The organism is Streptomyces sp. NPDC048442 (assembly GCF_040651475.1).
In the GTDB taxonomy this organism is placed as follows: Bacteria; Actinomycetota; Actinomycetes; order Streptomycetales; family Streptomycetaceae; genus Streptomyces.
This window is the reverse complement of record NZ_JBEZKB010000003.1, coordinates 26121-48705: the sequence shown is the minus strand read 5'-3', so window position 1 is coordinate 48705 and position 22585 is coordinate 26121. Positions and strand designations below refer to the sequence as shown.

Annotated in this window: 16 protein-coding genes; 14 read left to right on the top strand and 2 right to left on the bottom strand. The window is 69.7% G+C overall.

Annotated features, from left to right (window positions below; genetic code table 11):
• Position 1 precedes the first annotated feature (1 nt).
• Genes AB0D18_RS06250 through AB0D18_RS06225 form a run of 6 tightly spaced genes read left to right on the top strand, consistent with a single transcriptional unit; the run spans position 2 to position 6443 of the window.
• A complete protein-coding gene (locus AB0D18_RS06250) occupies positions 2-781 on the top strand; it encodes a methyltransferase domain-containing protein (RefSeq protein WP_362413504.1) in 780 nt (259 codons plus the stop codon).
• A 55-nt stretch (positions 782-836) separates the two neighbouring features.
• Complete coding sequence (locus AB0D18_RS06245; protein WP_362413502.1) at positions 837-2180, top strand: MFS transporter; 1344 nt, start codon at positions 837-839, stop codon at positions 2178-2180.
• Between the two features lie 53 nt (positions 2181-2233).
• Complete coding sequence (cysC, locus tag AB0D18_RS06240; protein ID WP_362413500.1) at positions 2234-2794, top strand: adenylyl-sulfate kinase; 561 nt, start codon at positions 2234-2236, stop codon at positions 2792-2794.
• Positions 2791-3726 (top strand): sulfate adenylyltransferase subunit CysD, encoded by a 936-nt coding sequence (gene cysD, locus AB0D18_RS06235; protein ID WP_362413498.1) that lies wholly within the window; start codon positions 2791-2793, stop codon positions 3724-3726. Before cysC ends, cysD begins: the two co-directional genes overlap by 4 nt.
• A 2-nt stretch (positions 3727-3728) precedes the next feature.
• A complete protein-coding gene (locus tag AB0D18_RS06230) occupies positions 3729-5006 on the top strand; it encodes a GTP-binding protein (protein WP_362413496.1) in 1278 nt (425 codons plus the stop codon).
• 27 nt (positions 5007-5033) lie between these two features.
• On the top strand, positions 5034-6443 hold the full coding sequence (locus AB0D18_RS06225) for an FAD/NAD(P)-binding protein (protein ID WP_362413494.1): 1410 nt from the start codon (positions 5034-5036) through the stop codon (positions 6441-6443).
• Between the two features lie 3 nt (positions 6444-6446).
• Here AB0D18_RS06225 and AB0D18_RS06220 read toward each other — a convergent pair whose 3' ends face one another.
• Positions 6447-7733: an MFS transporter gene (locus AB0D18_RS06220; protein WP_362413492.1), complete on the bottom strand. Its 1287-nt coding sequence runs from the start codon at positions 7731-7733 to the stop codon at positions 6447-6449.
• Positions 7734-8080: 347 nt separating this feature from the next.
• On the opposite strand from AB0D18_RS06220, the gene AB0D18_RS06215 reads away from it, so the two are divergent.
• The 5 genes from AB0D18_RS06215 to AB0D18_RS06195 all read left to right on the top strand — a co-directional run bounded on the left by AB0D18_RS06215 (position 8081) and on the right by AB0D18_RS06195 (position 15874).
• A complete protein-coding gene (locus AB0D18_RS06215) occupies positions 8081-8251 on the top strand; it encodes a hypothetical protein (protein ID WP_362413490.1) in 171 nt (56 codons plus the stop codon).
• Between the two features lie 501 nt (positions 8252-8752).
• Positions 8753-9070 carry a hypothetical protein gene (locus tag AB0D18_RS06210; protein WP_362413488.1) on the top strand — a complete coding sequence of 106 codons (318 nt, stop codon included), beginning with the start codon at positions 8753-8755 and terminating at the stop codon, positions 9068-9070.
• Between the two features lie 19 nt (positions 9071-9089).
• Entirely contained in the window at positions 9090-13007 is a 3918-nt protein-coding gene (locus AB0D18_RS06205; RefSeq protein ID WP_362413487.1) for an AAA domain-containing protein, read from the top strand.
• A gap of 708 nt (positions 13008-13715) precedes the next feature.
• Positions 13716-14558, top strand: a complete 843-nt coding sequence (locus AB0D18_RS06200; RefSeq protein ID WP_362413485.1) for a hypothetical protein — start codon at positions 13716-13718, stop codon at positions 14556-14558.
• Complete coding sequence (locus AB0D18_RS06195) at positions 14555-15874, top strand: 7-cyano-7-deazaguanine synthase (protein ID WP_362413483.1); 1320 nt, start codon at positions 14555-14557, stop codon at positions 15872-15874. The genes AB0D18_RS06200 and AB0D18_RS06195 overlap by 4 nt, the downstream gene beginning before the upstream one ends.
• Here the strand turns inward: AB0D18_RS06195 and AB0D18_RS06190 are convergent.
• Positions 15801-16319, bottom strand: a complete 519-nt coding sequence (locus AB0D18_RS06190) for an ATP-binding protein (protein WP_362413481.1) — start codon at positions 16317-16319, stop codon at positions 15801-15803. The genes AB0D18_RS06195 and AB0D18_RS06190 overlap by 74 nt on opposite strands.
• A gap of 175 nt (positions 16320-16494) precedes the next feature.
• Here AB0D18_RS06190 and AB0D18_RS06185 point away from each other — a divergent pair, with 175 nt between their 5' ends.
• The 3 genes from AB0D18_RS06185 (at position 16495) to pglW (ending at position 22504) form a co-directional block, all read left to right on the top strand.
• Positions 16495-17364: a helix-turn-helix transcriptional regulator gene (locus tag AB0D18_RS06185; RefSeq protein WP_362413479.1), complete on the top strand. Its 870-nt coding sequence runs from the start codon at positions 16495-16497 to the stop codon at positions 17362-17364.
• Positions 17361-17570: a DUF397 domain-containing protein gene (locus AB0D18_RS06180; protein ID WP_362413477.1), complete on the top strand. Its 210-nt coding sequence runs from the start codon at positions 17361-17363 to the stop codon at positions 17568-17570. The genes AB0D18_RS06185 and AB0D18_RS06180 overlap by 4 nt, the downstream gene beginning before the upstream one ends.
• Positions 17571-17818: 248 nt before the next feature.
• Positions 17819-22504 carry a BREX system serine/threonine kinase PglW gene (gene pglW / locus AB0D18_RS06175; protein WP_362413475.1) on the top strand — a complete coding sequence of 1562 codons (4686 nt, stop codon included), beginning with the start codon at positions 17819-17821 and terminating at the stop codon, positions 22502-22504.
• Positions 22505-22585 lie beyond the last annotated feature (81 nt).

Genomic DNA, 22585 nt, shown 5'->3' with positions numbered 1-22585 from the left:
CATGACCACGCCCACAGCCCGGGTCGCCCCGGAGAGCGCCGCCCCGGACGACTTCGAAGGCCAGTACATCCCGACCCTCGTGGACCTCTGGGACCAGCTGATCGACTGGGACCGGCGCCGGGCCAGCGAGCAGGACTTCTTCGTGGAACTCCTGAACGGCGCCGAGGCCCGTCGGGTCCTGGACGTCGCCACGGGCACCGGCTACCACTCGGTCACCCTCGCGCAGCGGGGTTTCGACGTCACCGCGGCCGACGGCAGCGCCCAGATGATCGAGCGCACCCGGCGCAACGCCGAACGGCACGGGCAGTCCTTCCAGGTCCTCCAGGCCGACTGGCGCAGCCTGCGCCGGCACCTCGACGGGCGCTACGACGCGATCGTCTGCCTGGGCAGTTCGTTCCCGCACCTCTTCCAGGAGGCCGACCGCCGGGCGGTGCTCGCGGAGTTCTACGAAGCCCTGAACCCGGGCGGCATCCTCATCGTCGACCACCGGAACTTCGACGCGATCCGCCAACACCGGTATCAGAGCACCGGAAATTACTACTACTGCGGAACCGGCGCGACCGTGACCGTGGCACACGTCGACGAGGAACTCTGCCGGTTCCAGTACGAATTCCTGAACGGCGGCACGCACCACCTGGAGGTGTACCCCATTCTCTCGGCGGAGCTCTCGTCGCTGCTCATCGACTCCGGATTCGACACCATCCAGACCTTCGGTGACTTCCAGGAGAAATTCGACCTCGCCGAGGTGGATTTCGTCATCCACGTGGCCCGGAAACCGTGAGTCGCACCTCGCGCGCCCTGATTTCAGACCTGATTTCAGAAAGGCCACAACGGCAGTGAGTACCAAGCAGACCAACGGCAAGCGATCCCACACGATTGCCGGATTCGCCACCACCGTGCTGCTGACCAGCTTCGTGGCGGCCACCTACGGATTCGGCTTCTACCTCTTCGCGCAACTCGTCACCGACATGCGCAAGGACCTCGGCTTCGACTACACGGTGGTCGGGACCATCACCGCGGCAGGACAGCTGGGCTTCCTGGTGTTCGCCCTGCTCGGCACCTGGCTGTCGACCCGCATCGGCGGCGGCCAGGTGGTGATCGGCTCGGTCGCGCTGTGCGGGCTGTGCCTGGTGCTGCTGCCGGTGACCAACAGCATCGTCCTGATCGCGGTCCTGCTGACGATCATGGGCGGTACGGCGGCCTCCGTGTACGTCCCGCTGGTCGAGATCGTGGGCAGGGTCATCGACTACCGGCACCGCGGCAAGGTGCTGGGCCTGGTGTCCAGCGGCACCAGCTACGGAGTCTTCGTCAACAGCCTCCTCGTCCCCGGCTTCGTACAGGACGACAACTGGCAGGGCCTCTGGTACTCGGTCGGTTTCGGCACGCTGATGGTGACCGCCGTGGCCGCCTTCACCTTCCACCGGCTCGGACTCTTCCGCCCGGAGAAGGCGGAGACCCCCGGCACACCGGACGACGGCCCGGGGGCGGGCGGCCGTACCCCGGAAGGCGACAGCACCGTCAAGGACAACAGCGCCCGCGCCGGCTGGCGCATGGTGCTGGTGCGCTGGGTGGTCATCGTCTGGATCATCAAGTTCCTCAACGGCTTCGCCTGTATGCCGTTCCAGAACTACCTCTCGCCCTATCTGCGTGAGGGCCTGGGATTCGACATCGATTTCGCGGCGCAGGTCTGGGGCACCATCGGCGTCATCGGAATGTTCGCGGGATTTGCCGTCGGCTGGCTTTCCGACCGGATCGGCGTACGCGCCTCACTGGTGATGTGCTATTCGCTCTTCTTCACTTCGTCCGTCCTGCTGGTTCTCGCCCCGGTCGGTTTTCTCCCGATGGTCTCAGGCGTCCTCTTCGCCCTCGCCTTCTACCCGATCTACGGGCTGGTTCCCGCCTATGTGTCGAAGTCGGCATCGGGTGCGGCGGCCACCGTCATCTTCGGCGTCACCAATGTGACGCAGGGACTCGGCGGAATCGTCGGGAACTACACGGCGGGATTCCTCAAGAACGTGACCGGCGATTTCATGTGGTACTACGTCGTCGTCGCGGTGGTCGCAGTGATTCTCGGGTTCCTCACCCTCCAACTCCCCCGCGAGGGATCGGCGGAGAGCGCCATCGGGAAGAAGGCCACGGCCCCGAGCATCCCCAAGGAGACGGCGCCGTCCGTCGGTTGAGAAGGACCCGTACGTCGGCCGCGGCCGACGCCACCACACTCGGAAGGGACCCGATGGAACCGCAAACGATCTGCACGTGCCGGCCGGGCGCCACGGTCTGGCTGACCGGGCTGCCCAGTGCGGGCAAGACCACCCTCGCCCACGAACTCGCGACCCGGCTGCGCGGCGAAGGCCGTCGTGTGGAGGTGTTGGACGGCGACGAGATCCGCTCGTTCCTCTCCGCCGGGCTCGGCTTCAGCCGCGAGGACCGGCACACCAACGTCCAGCGCATAGGCCTGGTGGCAGAGGTGCTGGCGCGCAACGGCATCACCACCCTGGTGCCGGTGATCGCCCCGTACGCCGACAGCCGCGAGGCCGTCCGCAAGCGCCACCTGGGCAGTGACACCCCGTATCTGGAGGTGCATGTGGCGACGCCGGTCGAGGTGTGCTCCGTACGCGACGTGAAGGGCCTGTACGCGAAGCAGGCGGCCGGGGAGATCTCCGGGCTGACCGGGGTCGACGACCCCTACGAGGCCCCCACCGACCCGGACCTGCGCATCGAGTCGCACACCCAGTCCGTCCAGGAATCCGCAGCAGCCCTGCACACGTTGCTCACCGAGAGGGGTCTGGCATGACGACCGCCACCACCACCGGCGAGGGCGTCGACAGCCCCTTCGCCCTCAGCCACCTCGACTCCCTGGAGTCCGAGGCCGTCCACATCTTCCGCGAAGTCGCGGGCGAGTTCGAACGACCGGTGATCCTCTTCTCCGGCGGCAAGGACTCCATCGTCATGCTCCACCTGGCCCTCAAAGCCTTCGCCCCCGCACCCATCCCCTTCTCCCTCCTCCACGTCGACACCGGACACAACTTCCCCGAGGTCCTGGAATACCGCGACCAGGCCGTCACCCGCCACGGACTGCGACTGCACATCGCCTCCGTACAGGACTACATCGACCGCGGTGTCCTGCGCGAGCGCCCGGACGGGACCCGCAACCCGCTCCAGACCCTCCCCCTGACAGAGAAGATCCAGGCGGAGCGCTTCGACGCCGTCTTCGGCGGCGGCCGCCGCGACGAAGAGAAAGCCCGGGCCAAGGAGCGGGTCTTCTCCCTGCGGGACGAGTTCTCCCAGTGGGACCCGCGCCGCCAGCGCCCCGAGCTGTGGCAGCTCTACAACGGCCGCCACGCCCCCGGCGAGCACGTCCGGGTCTTCCCGCTCTCCAACTGGACCGAACTCGACGTCTGGCAGTACATCGCCCGCGAAAAGATCGAACTCCCCCAGATCTACTACGCACACCAGCGCGAAGTCTTCGCCCGCAACGGCATGTGGCTCACCGCCGGCGAATGGGGCGGCCCCAAGGAGTCGGAGACCACCCAGACCCGGCTGATCCGCTACCGCACGGTCGGCGACATGTCCTGCACCGGCGCCGTCGACTCCGACGCCACCACACTCGAAGCCGTCATCGCCGAAATCACCGCGTCCCGGCTCACCGAACGGGGCGCCACCAGGGCCGACGACAAGATGTCCGAGGCCGCAATGGAAGACCGCAAGCGCGAAGGGTACTTCTAGAGATGACCATCGACACATTGCGTTTCGCGACCGCCGGGTCCGTCGACGACGGCAAGTCCACCCTGGTCGGACGGCTCCTGCACGACTCCAAGTCCGTACTGACCGACCAGCTGGAAGCCGTCGAACACGCCTCCCGCAACCGTGGCCAGGAAACCCCCGACCTCGCACTGCTCACCGACGGCCTGCGCGCCGAACGCGAACAGGGCATCACCATCGACGTCGCCTACCGCTACTTCGCCACCCCCCGACGCCGGTTCATCCTCGCCGACACCCCCGGACACGTGCAGTACACCCGCAACATGGTCACCGGCGCCTCCACCGCCGAACTCGCCGTCGTCCTCGTCGACGCCCGCAACGGAGTCGTCGAACAGACCCGCCGGCACGCCGCCGTCGCCGCACTCCTCCGCGTCCCCCACGTCGTACTCGCCGTGAACAAAATGGACCTCGTCGACTACGCCGAGCCCGTCTTCGCGGAGATCGCGCGCGAATTCACCGCGTACGCACGTGAGTTGGGCGTGCCCGGCTGGGGCTCCGGGGACAACTGGTGCACCGCGATCCCCATCTCCGCACTCGCCGGGGACAACGTCGTCGAGCCGTCCGCGCACATGGACTGGTACGGCGGGCCGACCGTCCTTGAGCACCTGGAATCGGTACCCGTCACGCGCGAACTCACCGCGGCCCAGGCACGTTTCCCGGTCCAGTACGTGATCCGCCCGCAGTCCGCCGAACACCCCGACTACCGTGGCTACGCCGGGCAGATCGCCGCCGGGACGTTCAGGGTCGGCGAGCAGATCACCGTCCTGCCGTCCGGGCGCACCAGCACCATCACCGCCATCGACATGCTCGGCCACGCCGTGGACACGGCCTGGGCGCCGCAGTCGGTGACCGTGCAGCTCAGCGACGGGATCGACATCTCGCGCGGCGACCTGATCGCCCCCAGCGCCGCGGCGCCCTCCATCTCGCAGGACATCACCGCGATCGTCTGCCACGTCGCCGACCAGCCGCTCTCCGTCGGCCAGCGGGTACTCCTCAAGCACACCACCCGTACGGTCAAGGCGATCGTCAAGGACATCCCGTCCCGGCTCACCCTGGACGACCTCTCCCAACACCCCGCCCCCGGACGGCTGGTGGCCAACGACATCGGCCGGGTCGTCGTACGGACCGCGGAGCCGCTGGCCCTCGACGACTACGCCGACTCCCGGCGCACCGGCTCGTTCCTGCTCATCGACCCCGCCGACGGCACGACGCTCGCGGCCGGCATGGCCGACGGCGACAGGTGAGCCATGACTGAGGACATCACTGGGGACATGGCTGAGGGGACCTTCCGTGTCGTGGTCGTCGGCGCGGGTGCGGCCGGGACGCTCGTGTCGGCCCGGCTGCTGGACTCGGCGGCCCTGACCGGGCGCGGGGTGTCGATCGAGCTGGTCGACCCCGCGCCCCGGTCGGGGCCGGGACTCGCGTACGCCACGTCCGACCCACGGCACCTGCTGAACGTCCCGGCCGGGCGGATGAGCGCCCTGCCCGGCGACACGGACGGCTTCGTGCGGTGGCTCTCGCACCGGGAGGGCCGGCGGGTCGACCCCGGCGAGTACGTCCCGCGCGGGACGTACGGCACCTATCTGGCGGACGCGCTGCGCCACGCGGTCGAGGCCGCCGGCGGCGTCGCGACGCTGCATCGGCGGTACGCACGCGTGGTCGCCGTCGAGCAGCCGACCGGCATCGGGCGCGTACGGCTGCGCCTGGACAACGGCGAGTTGCTCGACGCGGACGCGGCAGTCCTCGCGCTGGGGAACCTCGCGCCGAGCGGTGGCTGGGTGCCGGAGGGTCTCCGGCGGTCGCCCTGCTTCGTGGCCGACCCCTGGCGGCCCGGAGCCCTCGACGGCGTTCCCGCCGACCGGGACGTACTGCTCGTGGGAACCGGACTGACCATGTGCGACGTCTCCCGCACTCTGAACACCCCAGGCCGCACGGTGCACGCCGTGTCCCGAAGCGGGCTGGTACCGCTCCCCCACACCACAACCCCCGTGCGGACACCGGCGTTCCACCCCGGGCCCGCCCCGGACCCGCCCGATCTGGCACGGCTGCGCCGGGAGGTCCTGCACCGGGCGGCGCGGTACCGGCGGCAGTACGGGGACTGGCGGCCCGCGATCGACGAACTGCGCCCGCACGTCGCGGAGTTGTGGCAACGGCTCTCCTTCGCCGACCGCGAGCGCTTCCTGACCGGAATGCTCCGCGAGTGGGAAGTAAGCAGGCACCGGCTGGCACCCGCGACGAGCCGGGCGCTGACGGAGTCGCTGCGGTCCGGGCTGCTGACGGTACGGGCGGCAGAGGTCGTGGCAGCGCAACCGGGCGAGGAGGCGGGCGAAGAGGGAGGCAGCGTCACCGTCGGCCTGTCCGACGGCTGCTCTCTCACCGTCGGTGCGGTGGTGAACTGCACCGGCCCCGAGGGCAGAACCGGCGAACTGACCGATCCCCTCGCCCGTTGCCTGCTGGACTCGGGGGTCGCCGTGGCGGGACCGCACGGACTCGGCTTCGACACCACGGCCGACGGACGGCTCGTCCCGGCGCCCGGCCGCACACCGGCCCCGGTGTGGACGCTCGGACAGCTACGCCGCGGAAACCTGTGGGAGACCACGGCCATTCCTGAAATCCGCGTCCAGGCTGCGGAGTTGGCCGACCGGATCCTGGCCCACGCCCCCGCTCCCCTGCTCGTCTGAGGCTCAGGTACTGCTGCGTACACCGGAGCGGCGGGCCTCGGCAGGGGACTTGGCGGGCCGGGCGCCCCGGCTCCGTACCAGCACGTACAAGAACGCCGCCACGAACTGGAGACAGGCAATGGCCAGCAGCAGCGAGGGGGCACCCAGTCCAGCGGCCGCCCCCGTGAGCGCCGCACCGCAGGCTGCCGCAGACATCTTCAGCCCCGCCCCGATCGTGAAGACCTGCGGCAGTACGGCGGAGGGCGCGTGTTCGGCACGGAGGCGCAGGGTCGCGCCGAGCAGCGGGCCGTCACACACACCGGCGAGGGCGAACAGGGCAACACGCACAGGAAACGAGGGCACCAGTGCGGCAGCCGCCAGTGCCGCACCCGTACCCAACAGGGCGTACACAGCGAGCCGTTGCACGGTGGCGAACGGCTGCCACCTGGCCAGCACCAGTGACCCGACGAGCCCGCCGAGGGCGAAGGCGGTCATCAGATAGCCGCCGCCGAAGTGCCCCTCCCCGCCCTCTGCCCCAAGCTCTGCCCCCGCCGCCCCACCCGCTGCCGCGCCCGGGTCGTCCACGTCGTCCACCAGGAGCACCGCCGTCATGGCGAGCCCTCCGATGCCTCCGAAGGCGATGACGGTCGCCAGGGTGATCGCGCGCAGTTCGACGATCCGCCACACCGCCAGCAGCCCGGACCCCAGGTCCGCCACCAGCGAGGGCCCGCCGGTGGACCGTACAACCGGCGGGTACGGCAGAGCAGCCACCAGGAGGGCGGCCACGACCGCCCCACCGCCCAGGACAACCGTGGCCACGACCGGTGTCGCCGCTCCTGCGACAAGCGTCACCGCCGCCGCCCCGGTGACCGCCGCCGCGTTGAAGGTCGCCGCGTCCAGGGCGTACCCACGCTGGAGCGACGCCGCGTCGGTCAACAGGCCGGACAGCAGTCCGGACAGCCCGCCGGTGACGATCGGCCCGCAACTGCCGCCGGCCAGCGCCACCACGAGGGTCACCGCGGAGGGCGCCCGGCCGACCGTCAGCGCGAGCACGATGATCGATACGGCGAACACACCGAGCGCCCCCGAGTAGAAGAGCCGCGGGTACCGCACCCTTTTGGCCAGGCTTCCGGTCAGAGGCGCGGTCAGCACGTGCGGTGCCATCCACGCGGTGAGAAGGAAGGCCCCCTGTGCCGCGCTGCCGGTGCGATGTATCGCCAGCAGCGCCAGAGCGATGGGCATGCCCTCGTCCGCGAAGCGGGCCAGATAGGCCGTGGTCAGATAGACCGGCACACCGAAACGCCCACGCACACCCCGCCCGAACACCCGGTGCCCCCCCGCTCGCGCCGATTCGCCGACCCTGGTCCCCACAAGCCCCCGGACAGCCCGCCCGCCAACGATCCACTCCTACCCACCGGGACCGCTCCAACCACCCGGGTGGGGCCCGGCGTGGCCGTATCGCCCGTCGTGGAGGAACCAGCACGCCGACGCACAGCAGCACGCTCAGTCCGCGGATCGTCAAGTACGCGGAGTGCGCTGGGACTTCCGTTTCCCCGACGACGAGGGAGCCGAGGACGACCGCCGCGCCCGCGCCCGCGACGCTGCTGCCCAGGGTCTTCAGGTTGCTGTAGACGGCGGTCGCGGTCGCCGTCCGGTCCGTGGCACTGCGTTCCACGATCAGGGTGGGCAGGCCGCCCAGGGCCAGGCCCATGCCGAAGCCGGCGACGGCGGACGCCAGGGCGAACAGGGGCATGGCGGTGTGCGCGGCGATCAGTCCCGCGTTCCCCGCCGCCATCAGCGCGAAGGAGAGCAGCAGCACCCGGCGGTAGCCGGTGTGGCGGTGCAGTCGCTCTTCGCGGTCCAAGCTTCGGTGAGCCGGCCAGGGGGTTGGTGGCGAAGCACTGCTTGTCGATGGTGCGCTGGGCGTCCTGGCCGCTGCCGGTGGTGGCCCCGGTGACGTTGCAAGGCCCCGACAAGGGCGGCCCCTTCGGCGCCGGAACCCCTCCCCTTCACGGTTACCGAGGTCGACACCTGCTGACCCGACCGCCTGCAGTCGGGCGATCAGGAGGCGAAGGGGCGGGGGGGATCAGACCCGAGCGGGGCGGCCACGCCACGGGTTTTGCGCCAATGACCAGGTGACTTCCGGAGAATCGCCTCCATGGGCCGGGGCAGCGCAGTAGCTTCACGAATCCGCGTCAGCCATGACGTACGCAGACCCAAGGGGAGTAAGTGAGCACGACCCGCGACGACCGGACCACCCTCATTCGGATCTCCGTCGTCGACGACGATCCTCTGCGCGCCAGGCGGAAGCCCGTGAACTGCTGGGCGAGTTGACCGAGGTCGCTCCCGACGCTGCTCTCGATTCGGCACGGTCTCAGGGCCCGCTCGCCACCGACGTCAAGGGCGGCGACGTCGTCGCCCTCGTCGGGCTGGTCTTCAGCGGTGGCTCCCTGGCCCTCGCCGCAGTACAGCTCTGGCTCTCCCGTACGCCCCAGCGCACCATCTCCCTCACCCGGCCCGACGGCGTCTCCCTGCAGATCACCGGCCGTCAAGCCCGTGCGGACACGGAGGCGATCGAGCGGTTCCTCACGGCCCCGCCCGCGTCCCTCTCGCCGCCCCCTCCACACGACGGTTCGGAACCGGCGTAGCGGCAGGCAGTGGCACCTCATGAGTGGCAACGATCGATACGCCATGCTCGTCGGCGTCTCCACGTACGACAGCGACACGTACCACGACCTCCCGGCCGTACGCGCGGATCTGCACTACATGCAGGCGGTGCTGCAGCGGACCGAGATCGGCATGTACAACGACTGCGCGATGGTCCCGGAACCCACCCGTGCGGAGATGCTGCACGCCGTCGAGTCCTTCCTGGAGGACCGGCAGAGCAGCGAGACGGCCTTGCTGTACTTCAGTGGACACGGCGAGTTCTGCGAGAGCGACAACCAGCTCTACTTCCTCACTCGGGACTCCGATCCGTCCGACCTTCCGGGCACCGCGGTGTCCGCGTCGTTCCTGGAACAGACTCTGCAGTCCTGCCGTGCGTCCTCGAAGGTCGTCCTGCTGGACTGCTGTTCCAGCGGCAGCGTCGTCCAGGGCTGGACTGCCAAGGGCGCAGGAGAGGACGGCGGGGGCCGCCCGGCACCCTCCACCCTGTTGCGCCCCACCGGCGTGTACTTCATCACCGCGTCCGACGCGCGGCAGGCAGCCTCGGCCATGGCGCCGACGGGTTCCGCCCTCGGCACGTCCCGGTTCACCGGAGAGATCGTCGAAGGGCTGCGAACGGGGCGCATCAAGCACGACGGCAGCTGGATCACGCCCGACGACCTCTTCACGTATCTGACTTCCCAGATGGTGCGCAACGGCGTCCCGGCGGAGCAGCGGCCCACCAAGTCCACCATCAGGGCCACCGGGAATCTGCCGTTCGCCCGCTCCGTGGCACGCCAGGTGCAGCTTCCCGCTCCTCCCGCGGGGCCCCCGCGCGAGGCTGCGGACGGCAACCGCTCGCCGGCTCTTTTCAAGGCGCGCGAGCCGGCCCGGCCGGACGCGGGCGACGGTGTGGACGCGGAGCGGTTGTTGCGCTACTACGTGCACTGTCTGGGAGCCACGGCAGCAGCGGGGATGCTGCCCGACCGTGACACCGGACGTGACTCCAAGTACTTCCTGCTGCACAACGCCGCGGAGACCGTCCAGGCCGGACTCGCAGGTTCCCTGCCCGCTCCCTCGAACCTGCCCCGGCCCAAGAAGCAGACTGCCGGCGGCCCGGACGCCCACCCGGGCAATGCCGACGCACTGCAGGAGTACTGGTACGGCTACCCCGCCGTGACCCTGCCCGTCGCCACCGGGAGCAGCCGCGGACGGACCACGGCAAGGATCGCGCCGCTGCTGATCCAGCCGATGGAGCTCGCACCGGACGAGAACGGGCGCGACCGGCTCCAGCCGGCCGGTGTCCCCGCGTTGCACACCGGTGTGGTCACGGAACTACTGTCTGACGACGACGCGGCTGATCTCCTCGCCCGCTGGCAGCCGACGTGGCAGGAGGGCAACAGTGCCCAGATGGTCCAGGCCGTACGGGAGTTGCTGAGCGACCTGGGCCTGTCCGAGCTGGAGCCCCTGGACACTTCCGTCCTCAGTGAGCAGTCCGTGATGAACACGCTGCGGGCGGGCGCGCACAACGCCGCTGTGCTCCTGACCCCCTCGGGAATGGACCGGGTGGCCACGGAGGGCCTGGTCGACAACCTTCTTCAGATCTCCACCCGTACCGGACAGATCCCTGGGACAGCTCTCGGCGCCCTGCTGAATGCCGGTGCGCAGGATCCGACGCACGAGGGCGCTTCGCACCGCGTGGTCACCCCGGGCCCGAGCAACGAGAGCCAGGAGCTGGTGGTCGCCTCCGCGATGACCCGTCCGCTCACGGTTGCCACCGGCCCGCCAGGTACCGGCAAGAGCGAGGTCGTCACGGCAGTCGTGGCGACCGCGGTGGCCTCGGGCCAGTCCCTGCTGGTCGCCTCCACCAACAACGAAGCGGTCAATGTCGTGGCCGAACGCTGCGATGCCATCGCGCCGGGTCTGCTCATGCGGACCGGCAACTCCGAGGCCCGGCTCGCAGAGGCGGCGAAACTGGAACGCGTGCTGACCGAGCCTCCGCACTCCCCCGCACGCGGCACGGCGACCGTCGCCGGAGAGCTGCGCAATGCCCACACACAGGCAGACAGTCAGCGCGCCGAGGCGACTCGGCTGGTCACCGAAGAGGTCCGGCTCCTCGAACTCGCACAGGACCGGGAGCATCGAGCGGCAGGGCTCAAGCTTCCCGTGCCGGTGCTGACCCGGCTTTGGAGCGACGCCGACGACAACGCGTCGGCCACGTGGCGGCAACGCGCCAGGAAGGCCGCGGAGGCCCACTGGATCTTTCCGCGCCTGCGACGGCACCGGGCACTCGCAGCCTTCGAAGCCGCGATGGACCAGGCGGCGGGAGACGCATGGCCGGATCGGCCGGACTGGCTTGTCACCCGGCCGGTGCCTGCGGAACTGCTGAACTCGCTGTCCGAACTACTCACGGTGGAAGAGCAGATGAGGGCTCTCGTGCCGCGTCATCTGGCCCGGGACGAGGAGGCGTTGGAGCAGCAGCGCCTGCGCACCACCGAGCTTCTGCGCGATCTGTCGACGGAGCTGATCCGGTCCTGGTCCGCCGAAGTCTTGCTCCGCGCACGCACCCTGATGGAGCAGCGGCTCCAGACCCTGCGCAACAAACGCGGCAACCAGCGCAGTCAGCGCAACCTGCTCCCGCACATCAAGGGGTGGGCGATCAGCACTCATTCGGTGCGTCAGCTCGAACTGCTGCCGAAGCTCTTCGACCTCGTCGTCATCGACGAGGCGTCACAATGCTCCATCCCCTCGGTGCTCCCGCTGCTCTTCCGGGCCAGGAGAGCTCTGATCATCGGCGACCCCATGCAGTTGGGGCACATCCCCGGCGTTTCTCCGCAGCAGGAGCGCCAGGCCAGGCTCCGCACCGGGTTGAGCGCGGCTCAACTGGAGGATCGACGGCTCACCTACCACGTTCACTCCTCCTACCATGCGGCTGCCCAGAGCGGTGAAGGCGCCCTGCTCCTCGATGAGCACTACCGCTGTCACCCTGAGATCGCGAATGTGGTCAACGGCTACTGCTATGCGGGCCAACTGCAGGTCATGACCGACGTCCGTAGGCAGATTCCCGCGCTCGACCCTGTGGGGAAGGTGGATCCGGCCCCCGTACTGGGCTGGCTGGACGTCGTCGGGGGAACGTCCGCACGCGGCCCAAGGGGTACGTCCTGGCGCAACGAGGCGGAGGCCGAGGAGGTCCGTGCTCTCGTGACCGAATTACTGACCGAGCTTCCGGAGGAGGCCAACATCGGCGTGGTGACACCGTTCCGGGCCCAGAAGGAAGTCCTGGAACGGATGCTGCCGCGCGAGCGCGTACGGGTGGGCACCGTGCACGCCTTCCAAGGCGGGCAGCGGGATGTGATGGTGCTGAGCCCCGTGGCGACGCTCAACACCCCACAGCCGACCGCCCACTGGGCCGCGAGCCAGGTCAACCTGTGGAACGTCGCGATCACACGCGCCAAGTCACAGCTGATCACTGTCGGCAGCCACGCCTTCTGGCAGCAGCAGGCAGGCCTGCCCGCGCTACTGGCCCATCGCTCAGCGGTGCTGCGCCCGGAAGCCCAGGAGACCTGGACCGTCGAAGGCGACGGGTCCGGGCAACCCACCGGCAGTCATACGTTCCGCGAAGAGCTGGCCGACCGGCTGCAGCACCATCTCGGATCCCGGGGGATCACGTCGCTGGAGCGGAACCCGACGATCGGAGGCCACCCCGCGGACCTGCTCTTCACTGGACGCGGAGAGAACACCGCAGTACTGATCGACTGCGGACCGCCGCCCGGCACGGACCCGGCCCGGCACCTACGGCTGACACTCGCGCGCGCCGACCTGCTCACCGGTCTGCCGTCCGGCGGACACGGGGCACAGCCGGCTCCCGTGTCCCGGGCGATCCGGGTGCCTGCCTGGCGGATCCTGGCGGGCGAGGAGTCCTTGAGAACCCTGATGGGGTGACCGCACAGCCTCGTGGCGGGCCCTGTACGTCAAACGAGCGTCATCGGCGACGACTCATCCTGCCTCCCTCACCCGTTTCGAACTTCGGGCAGCCGGTACGACCGAGAGGTCGGTCTGCTCGAACAATTTTCCCCAGGCCCCTGCCAGTACAAGGTGGCAAGCAACGAGCATCACGCGAATACATTGTGCCGGCCCAGCTGTCCGCAGCGAGCACTACACTCCCTCATCCGTGAGGTCGAGGGGCCAGGTCGCCCCACCTGCTTCTTACCGACCGTGCGGCATCCAGGTGCTCCGCATCGATCGCGGGTACATCAAGCGTCCCGCCGTATCGAGTGCCGGATGTCACCGACGCGCTGAGTGCCTCATCGTGGCCAAGCCAGCGGATGGCCACGTGGCCGAGGTCGGCGGCGCACCGCACCCTGTGTCGACACCTCGCACAGCCTCGGCGTGAGACTTCAATCGGCCGGAGCGCCTTCCGGACGATGGCTGATCCATGCCCTGGCTGCGAGCACCAACGACTGCTGCACTGGGAGACACGAGTCAGTAGTAGGCCGATTCGGGGGAGGCAGCAGGATGGGTACGTCCACGCGTTGGAAAGGGCCACGCTGGCCCGGGGTGACCAGGAAGCTCTCCCGCTGGGATCCCGACCGATCTGACCCAGTGGTCATCGCTGCGTCCGCGATCGGCGCTCTGCAGAACGCCTGCCGTGTGGATAAGGACGCCTTTGGGCTGCGGGAGGCAGCCACTGCCGCCGGGCTGCGTCTCACGGACACTCTGCGAGTTCTTGCGGAGGACGGGCCCGACGGCCTGCACCGGCGTCCGCCGAAAGCACGGGTCGGCAAGCAGCCCCAGGGCGATGGCGAGGTCTCGTACGAAGACGGTATCCCGGGCCGGAATGAGGCCCCGGCAGATCCCTGGGAGGTTACGGAGGGTGCTCTGTGGCCCGATCCTTCCGATGCCTTCGTAGCGGAGTTCACCGAACGGGTCGCGGGCGACGGCACCACCGTGGTGGATGCGGCCCTGCGCCGCGCGGTCGTGGCCTCAGCCCGGCGGCTCCTCGAACAGCCCGGGGTGCGCGAGTCGCTGGGTGCCCCCTCCGGTTCCGACTCCGCTTCACCGGGTGGCAGCGGGCTGGCGGGCGTTCTGCTCTGCCTTCTCTACCGGTGGTTCTTCGCCGACCTGGTCTCGGAGTTCCTGCGTGCGGTCATCGCCGAACAGATCGACCTGGTGGTTCCGGGCCTGTCGTCCGCCGTGCCCGAGGGAGGGATACCGGACAAGGTCACTGGCCTGGTCCTCTCTCTCGTCCCGAATCCCTGCGCTGAGGCCGCTGAAGGGGAAGGACTGGTCGACCTGGTGCCGAGCGACGAACTGCCGCCCGGGGACGCCACCGGGGCCACCGAGGATCCTCCTGTAGTCGCCCCGCCCCTGCTGGAGGTGGCCCGGCTCCTCGTTCCCAGCACCGTACGCAAGGTGCTCGGTCTGGCCGCCGACGCGTCGGGCACCGACGAGACGGCCATCACCACGCCGACATATGAGGAGCCATCGGAATGACGTCTGCCCGTACGCCGTGCTCCTTCTGGTGGCTCAACCACAACTCTGAGCTGCCACCCGGCCCTGCCTGGCACCCGATCGGCACAGCCGGTTTCGAGGAGACCGAAGGAAGGATCACCGGCCACCACTCCCTGCGCGGGCCGGCCCCCGCCTGGGCCGACGACCTGCTGCGACTGTCCCGAGCCGCCTTCTTGGCGGACAAGCTGGCATCCCGCAAGGCGACGGAGGACCGCTGGACCCGCCGGTTACGCCTCTCGGTGCCCGCCTCGGACCCGGACCGCTGGGCAGCGGCGGCAGCCGGCCCGTTGTCGTCCCTGTTGCGCACCCTGACCGGTGACCTCTGGGAGATCTCTCTGCGCCCGCTGCGCCCCGCGCCGAGGCAGGAACCCTTCCCCGCGGACGAAGACTGGTGTGCCCGAGAGGTCGCGCTCTTCTCCGGCGGTCTGGATTCCCTCAGCTGGGCCGCCCGGCGCGCAGCTGAATCCGGTGACGGCGACGGCGTCCTGCTGCTGGTGACGTTCACGGAGAAGAAGGTCGAGCACGTACTGGGAAACGTGTACGCCGGCGTCAAGGCTCTCGCCCGCCAGTCTGGGCGTGAACTGCGCCGACTCACTCTCGCCCAGACCAACAGCGGCGGCCACGGGAAGGAGGCCGAGCACTCCTCCCGCCCCCGGGGCCTGCTCTACGCGGCCACCGCCGTCCGGGCGGCAGCCGCAGACCGAGTGGACACGGTCCAGGTCCCGGAGAACGGCCAGCTCGCCCTGAACCCGCCCCTGAGCGCCGCCCGTTCCGCCGCGCTCTCCACCCGGTCAGTGCACCCGCGCACCCTGCACCTGCTCAACGCCGTCATCCGTACGGTCGGCGGCTCCGTCACCGTCGAGAATCCCCTCGCACACCTCACCAAGGGCGAGGTGTGCCGCGCGGCTGTCCGCGCGGGGCTCCCCCTGACCGTCCTGGCACAGAGCATGAGCTGCGGGGCCCCACCTCGTCAGCGCCGACCGGTGCCGTACGTCAACTGCGGCGTCTGCTTCCCCTGCCTGGTCCGCCGCTCAGGGCTGTTGGCCGGCACCGGCACAGACCCCACCCCGTACGAAACAACCCCCCTGCACCCTGGACTCAGCTCCGAACGCTCCAAGCACTGGCACGCCCTCCGTAACTGGTTGGGCCGCGACTACACCGTCTTCGACCTGATCGGCGACGTGCCACTTCCGCCTGGCACTCCGGCCGGGAACTGGCTCCAGGTCATCGAAAGCGGCCGGGAGGAACTGCGGGCCATGGTCCGGTGGGCGCAGTCCGAGGCAGCGGGGGCAGCATGAGCGGCACTTCCGCCCAAACGGTCTTGCCGACCGCCCCCGCCTCCGGTTCGCTCACTCCCCAGTCCTTCGCGAGTTCTTGTACGAGAACAAGTCCGCGCCCCCTCGCCGCCGTCCCCGGCGGTGGCGTCGCCATACCGGCTACCGGCGGCCGGCGCTCCCCGCGCGGGTCGGTGACCTCGATACGGACGGTGTACGGGTGGAGCCGCAGCCCGAGCCGGAAATCGCGGCCCGGCACCCGGCCGTGCGTCACGGCGTTCGCCGCGAGCTCCGCCACCACAAGCGCGACGGCATCGGACGCCTCACACCCGAACGGCACGCCCCACATGTCGAGTTGCTGCACCGCGAGCCGCCTGGCGAGCCGGGCCCCGCGCGGGGTGGCGGAGAGCTGCTGCGCGAACTCCCGCTCGGAGGCCGGGGCTTCACCCCTGCCGATTTCCTCGTTCATGTGACAGAGCGTGTCTGCCCGGCTCTACCCTGAACAGGGCTGATACCGGTACACACCGGTTTCTGTCCGGCTGCCCCGAGGGTGTGTACGGGGAGCCGGGCGTGACGGGTGGGTACGGGTGGGTCGTTGGCGGGGAGTTGGCGGGGACTGCGGCGGACCGGAGGTGGCGTCGGACATGACGGACGAAGTCGGAGCAGGGCGTTCGGGGAGCGGGACCGAGAGGCAGGACTGGGACGACGGCGACGAGGAGGCGTCCGCCCTCCTCAAGACCGTCGGTAGACAGCTCAAGCTGTGGCGCGAGCGGGCGGGAATGACGCAGGCGGAACTGGGCGCGGCGATCGGTTACAGCGAGGAGCAGGTGTCCTCGGTGGAACGGGCCAGACGGGCCCCGAAGGCGGAGTTCCTGCGGGCGGCCGACGAGGCGTTGGGGGCGGGCGGGATGTTGGTGGCGTTCGCGGAGGACGTGGCTCGCGCCAAGTACCCGAAGAAGGTGCGGGATCTGGCCAAGTTGGAGGACGAGGCCGTCGAGATCGGTGCGTACAGCAGTCACAATGTCCACGGCCTGCTCCAGACCGAGGACTACACCCGAGCCCTGTTCCGGATGCGCAGGCCCCTGCTGGACGAGGAGTACATCGAGAACCAGGTAGCCGCCCGGGTGACCCGTCAGGCCATCCTCACCAAGTGGCCGTCGCCGATCTTGAGTTTCGTCCTAGAAGAGGTGACGCTGCTACGGCCGCTCGGTGGTAGGACGGTGTGGCAGCAGCAGCTGGAACACATCCTGAAGATCGGCCAGTTGCGTAACGTGGAGATCCAGGTGATGCCCACGGACCGCGAGGATCACGCGGGAATGGGCGGCCAACTCCAACTGCTCTCCGCTCGCAGCGGATCGAGAGCTGCGCACTTGGAGGTCCAGCAGTTGAGCCGTGTGTTCTTGGACCCGAAGGAGGTTCAATTGCTTGAGGCCCGCTATGGAATCATTCGAGCCCAGGCGCTGACTCCGCGGGAGTCCCTGGCCTTCATCGAGAAAGTCCTGGGAGAGACATGACGATCAAGCCCTCCGCAGACTCGACCTCCATACTGACGTGGATCAAGAGCAGCTACAGCAGCAATGAGGGCCCGGAGTGCGTCGAGGTCGCAGCCACCCCGGGCACCGTCCACATCCGCGACTCCAAGGACCCGCAGGGCCCCCTGCTCGCCTTCGGTCACTCCGAGTGGTCGGCGTTCCTGTCGATCACCTCGGACCGCGCCTGACGCAAGGGCCGGGCAGTTCCGGTGCGAGCCACCGGGACCGCCCACCTACCCCTCCCCCCCCCGCTACCAGCACTCCTCCCCTCAACCCTCTGACCTGGACTTTTTCAGCCACTATCACTTCTGCCCCGATAGTTGTCAGTGTCACCGTTTAGGATTTCATCCGGGGGAATCAGCCGGGCTTCCTGGGCCGCACCTGCAGGAACGCGCCCGGCACACACGCACACGAGCTGAGACGGGGCAGGAGCCGCATGGAGGATGGCCGGTGGACGACGGTCACCGAGTCCGGGTACGAGCACGAGCGCCGCGGTCTTGAGGCGATCCGCAAGCGTCTGCCGGACGAGGAGCCGTGGCGCGCCTGGTCGAACTTCACCTTCACGGCGAGCAGTGGGCACGTTCGCGAGGTCGACCTCATGGTCACCGCTCCGGCCGGGGTCTTCCTGATCGAGCTGAAGGACTGGCACGGCTCGGTCAGCGGCGGCGGCAACAGCTGGGTACAGACGACACCCGGCGGCACCCAGCGTCGGCACGGCAACCCGCTCCACCTCACGAACCAGAAGGCCAAGGAACTGGCGAGCCTGATCGGCGACACCGTGGGCCGCGGCCCCGGGCGGCCCAGGATCTGGGTGGGTGAGGCGGTCTGCTTCACCGACGACAGGCTCCATGTGAACCTGCCGGGCGCCGACATGAACGGCGTGTACACGATCAAGCAACTGGTGGAGATGCTGTCCGTCCCTCCGTCGGACGCCCACCGGCAGATCACCGCCACCATCTCGCGCCAGGTCGACGCAGCCCTGAAGCAGCTCCGCATCGCACCCGTCCCCCGTCAGCACGAGGTGGGTTCGTACCGCCTGGAGGCGAAGTCGTTCGACTCCGGTCCCACCTGGGCCGACTATCTGGGCCGTCACACCCAACTGCACGAACTGGCGCGGGTACGGGTCTTCCTCAGCGAGCGCGGCGCCTCGGACGCCGAGCGTGCGTCGGTGGAGAAGGCCGCCGCCCGTGAGGCCACCGTCCTCAGCCGGTTCCGGCACCCGGGTGTGGTGCAGCTGAAGAGCTATCTGCCCTCGGGACACCCGGCGGGGCCGACGATCCTCTTCGACTACCACCCGGAAACCCTCCGTCTCGACGACTACCTGGTGCAGTACGGTCGGCTCCTCGATCTGCCGGGCCGGCTCGCGCTGGTGCGCCAGCTCGCCGAGACGGTCCGCTCGGCGCACTCCAACCGGCTCCACCACCGCACCCTGTCGGCGCACTCGGTGCACGTCGTCCCGCGCAATCGTGGTCCGCGCGGGTGCGAACTGGGCGAGGAACAGCGCTGGTTGAGCCCCCATCTGCAGATCGCGGACTGGCAGATCGCCTCCGGCCACAGCGCCAGCCAGGGGAAGCCACTGACACTGGCCCCGTCCCAGCTGTCCGGCCTGCACGTCGCGCAGCAGGCCGACCCGTATCTGGCGCCCGAGCTGCGGATCCCGAAGGCGGATCCGGTCCGGCTCGATGTGTACGGTCTCGGCGTCCTCGCGTATCTGCTGGTCACCGGGCAGGCGCCGGGTGCGAACCAGAATGAGGTCCTGTCCCGGCTGGAGGCGGGCGAGACCCTGGCGCCGAGCGCTCTGGTGGACGGTCTCAACCCCGACATCGACGACCTGGTGGAGGCGTCCACCGCCTACGAGCCGAGCCGTCGGCTGTCCACGGTCGACGACTTCCTGGAGATGCTCGAGTACGTCGAGGAAGCGTTCGCCGACAAGGACAAGGACCCAGCGGCTGCGAGCGGGGAGGGCGTGCCACCCGAGGGCGACGGGGCCGGGGCGCAGAGCAGCGAGCCGGAGAAGGACCCACTGGAATCGGTGGCCGGCGACATACTCGCCGGACGCTGGGAGGTCGTGCGCCGGCTGGGTACCGGCTCGACGTCGCGGGCGTTCCTGGTCCGTGACCTGGCCGGAGAGCCGCGGCGCAGCGGCGGACTGCCGGTGGCGGTGCTCAAGGTCGCGCTGAGCGAGGCCAAGCATGGGGTGCTCGACCGGGAGGCCGAGGTCCTGGGCCGGATCCACCGGGATTCCAGCATCATCGCGCTGTACGAGCGCGAGCCCCTGACGCTCGCCGGCCGCCGGGTGCTCGCGCTGGAGTACGTGGGTGACATCCGCGCACTGGACGCGGAGAGCGGCAAGCCTTCGCGCAGGCGTGAGGACACGGTCGCCCGCCAGTTGCGGGACTACGGCCGCCTGGGCATGGACCAGCTGGAGGCGTACGGAAAGTACCTGTTCGGCGCGGTGGAGCACCTGGAGGCGGAGGGCATCTGGCACCGGGACCTGAAGCCGGACAACATCGCGATCCGGATCCGCCCCAACGGCACCCGCCAGCTCGTCCTGATCGACTTCTCGCTCGCCGGGTATCCGGCGAAGGAGATCGACGCGGGCACCGAGGGCTACCTCGACCCGTTCGTCGGGATCATCACACGCGGTTCGTACGACGGTCACGCCGAGCGGTACGCGCTGGCAGCGACACTGCACGAGATGGCGTCCCGGGAGCTCCCCCGCTGGGGCGACGGCTCGGTCACGCCCCGGCAGACCGACCAGAAGGAGTGGCCGTACCCGCAGCTCGCCGCCGATGCCTTCGACGACCCGGTCCGTAACGGCCTGGTGGCCTTCTTCCGCAAGGCCCTGGCCCGGAACGTGAAGGACCGGTACCCGGACCTGAAGCCGATGGAGCGCGCCTGGAGCGCGATCTTCCTGGACGCGCAGCGGACCACGGCACCCAGTTCCGGGCACGGCAAGTCCGGGCAGGTCGAGGTGGTGGGCCGGGAGGACATCGCGCAGGCGCCCACGCCGCAGATCGGTCAGGAGGACGATGACGACGCTGCCGAGAAGATCCGGAACCAGCAGGCGGAGCGGGCCGAGCGTTCGACGCCGCTGTCGGTGGCGGGGCTGACACTCGCCGCGCAGTCCCAGCTGTTCGCGATGGGTCTGAACTCCGTAGGGGACGTGCTTGATTACTCGGTACGGAAGTTCCTCACCGCACCGGGCATGGGTGCGCGGACCCGCACCGAGATCCAGAACCGGCAGAAGCAGTGGAACCTGCGCCTCGGCAAGGCGGTGCCCGCGCCGATGAGCGCGGAGGCGTTGAGGGCGGCCCGCCAGGAGGCCACCGAGCTGGAGAAGTCGGTTGCCGAAACGCTTGCCGCCACCGGCGACCCCAGCCAGGAAGTCCTGCGCACGCTGAGCCTGGACGCGCTGGCCTCCCGGCTGGTGCCCCGGCCGTCGAGTGGCAGCGCCCGTTCCAACGCGAAGGAGCGCGAAGCCGTACGGCTGCTGCTGCGGCTTCCCGACGAGACCGGCCGACTGCCCGAGGGCCTGCCCTGGGTCCGGCAGCTCGATATCGCCAAGGAACTGGCCCTGACTGCGGGCCGTATCCCGCAGATCGTGAAGAAGGCGCGGGAGCGCTGGTACGAGGATCCCGCTCTGGAACTGCTGAGCGAGCAGGTGATCGAGCTGGTCGCAGAGCGCGGCCGGGTGGTGCCGGTACTGGAACTTGCCGACGCCCTGCTCGCCCAGCGCGGCAGCAAGCTCGTCACGCGGCGCGACCGTCGTGCGCTGGCGCTCTCGCTGCTGCGTGCCGTGGTGGAGCGGGAGCAGCACCGGGAGCAGCACGACGAGACCCCGTCGCGGTTCCGCTACTTCTACGCCCGGCTGCCCAAGGGCGCCGATCCGGTACTCGGGCTGATCGTCATGGACGTACGCGACGGAGTGGACGGGGCGGACACCCCGACCATGCCGGCCCTTCAGGAGTACGCGCTCAAGCTGGGCGTGCAGGCCGACGAGCTGGCGGCCCTGGAGTCCCTGCCGACTGCGAGCACGGTCCTCACGAAGCTCGCCGCGATCCGGCAGCCGCCGGGAACGCTCGGCTGGGACGAGCGGCGCACCGCCGAGATCGCGGTCGCCGCCTCCCCGGGGGCTGCGCTCACGCCCCGCCTGGAGATCTATCCGCGCGCTCTGGACCTGGTGCGTGCGCTGCGGATCACTCAGGCCGGTGTGGTCGCCGTACAGCCGGGTGTCGAGGAAGACCGCCAGCCCGGACTCACCGTTGACGCGCTGCACAAGCGGGTCGCGACCCGCTTCCCCGACCTGGGCGACGACCCGCTGGTGCCGAGCGAGCTGCCCGTGGGCAGTGCGCTGGTACGCCTGTTGAAGCAGGCCGGTTTCGAGCTGAAACTGGCGACGCGTTACGACAAGGTGCTCCGGCTCGTCCCGGACCGGCCCGCCGGGGAGTTCACCAGCGGTCTGACATCCGCGAGTTGGGGCGTCTCGGCGTCGGCTGCACGCCGTTCCGCGCCCACGCAGTACGACGCGGATGCGGCGGTCGCCGCCGCGGCGAAGGCCGAGCAGCGGCTCGTCCACTCGGCGCGGCAGGACGGGTTCCGGGTACTGACCATGCCCCACCGGGGTGCGGAGGCGGCGGTACGGAGGCTTACCGACGAGCCGTACGGGGCGCGGGCAGTGTCGCTGACGGGGCTGTTGCTGGCGGAGCTGCGGGGCGTGGTCACCGAGGCGGCCCGGCCGACGTGGGAGACCGTGCTCAAGGCGGATGCGGCGGAGGCGGGTTCGCGACCGCATCAGCAGTTGCATGTCCGTACGGACAAGGCGTGGGGGCGGGTTGAACCGCTGCTGCGGAACCGCCTGGCGGAGGGCGGTGGCCCACTGCTGCTCACCGATACGGCGGCGCTGGCGCGGTACGACGCGTTCGACCTGCTCGGTCGGCTCGCGGAGGAGGCGCGGCAGGGGGGCAGCCCGCTGTGGCTGCTGGTCGCACAGTCCGACCCGGCGCGAGCGCCGAGGCTGGCCGGGCAGAGTGTTCCGTACCAGGCCGGGTTCGACGAGTGGATCGTCGTGCCGGATGCGTGGGTGGCGCGGAAGCATCTGGCGCCGGACGGGGACGTCTGAGGTAGGTACGGCAGACCGCCCCTCCCATAAGCCCCATACTTCCCATCTCATTTCTTATCTCTGAGCTATCACTCCCGGGAG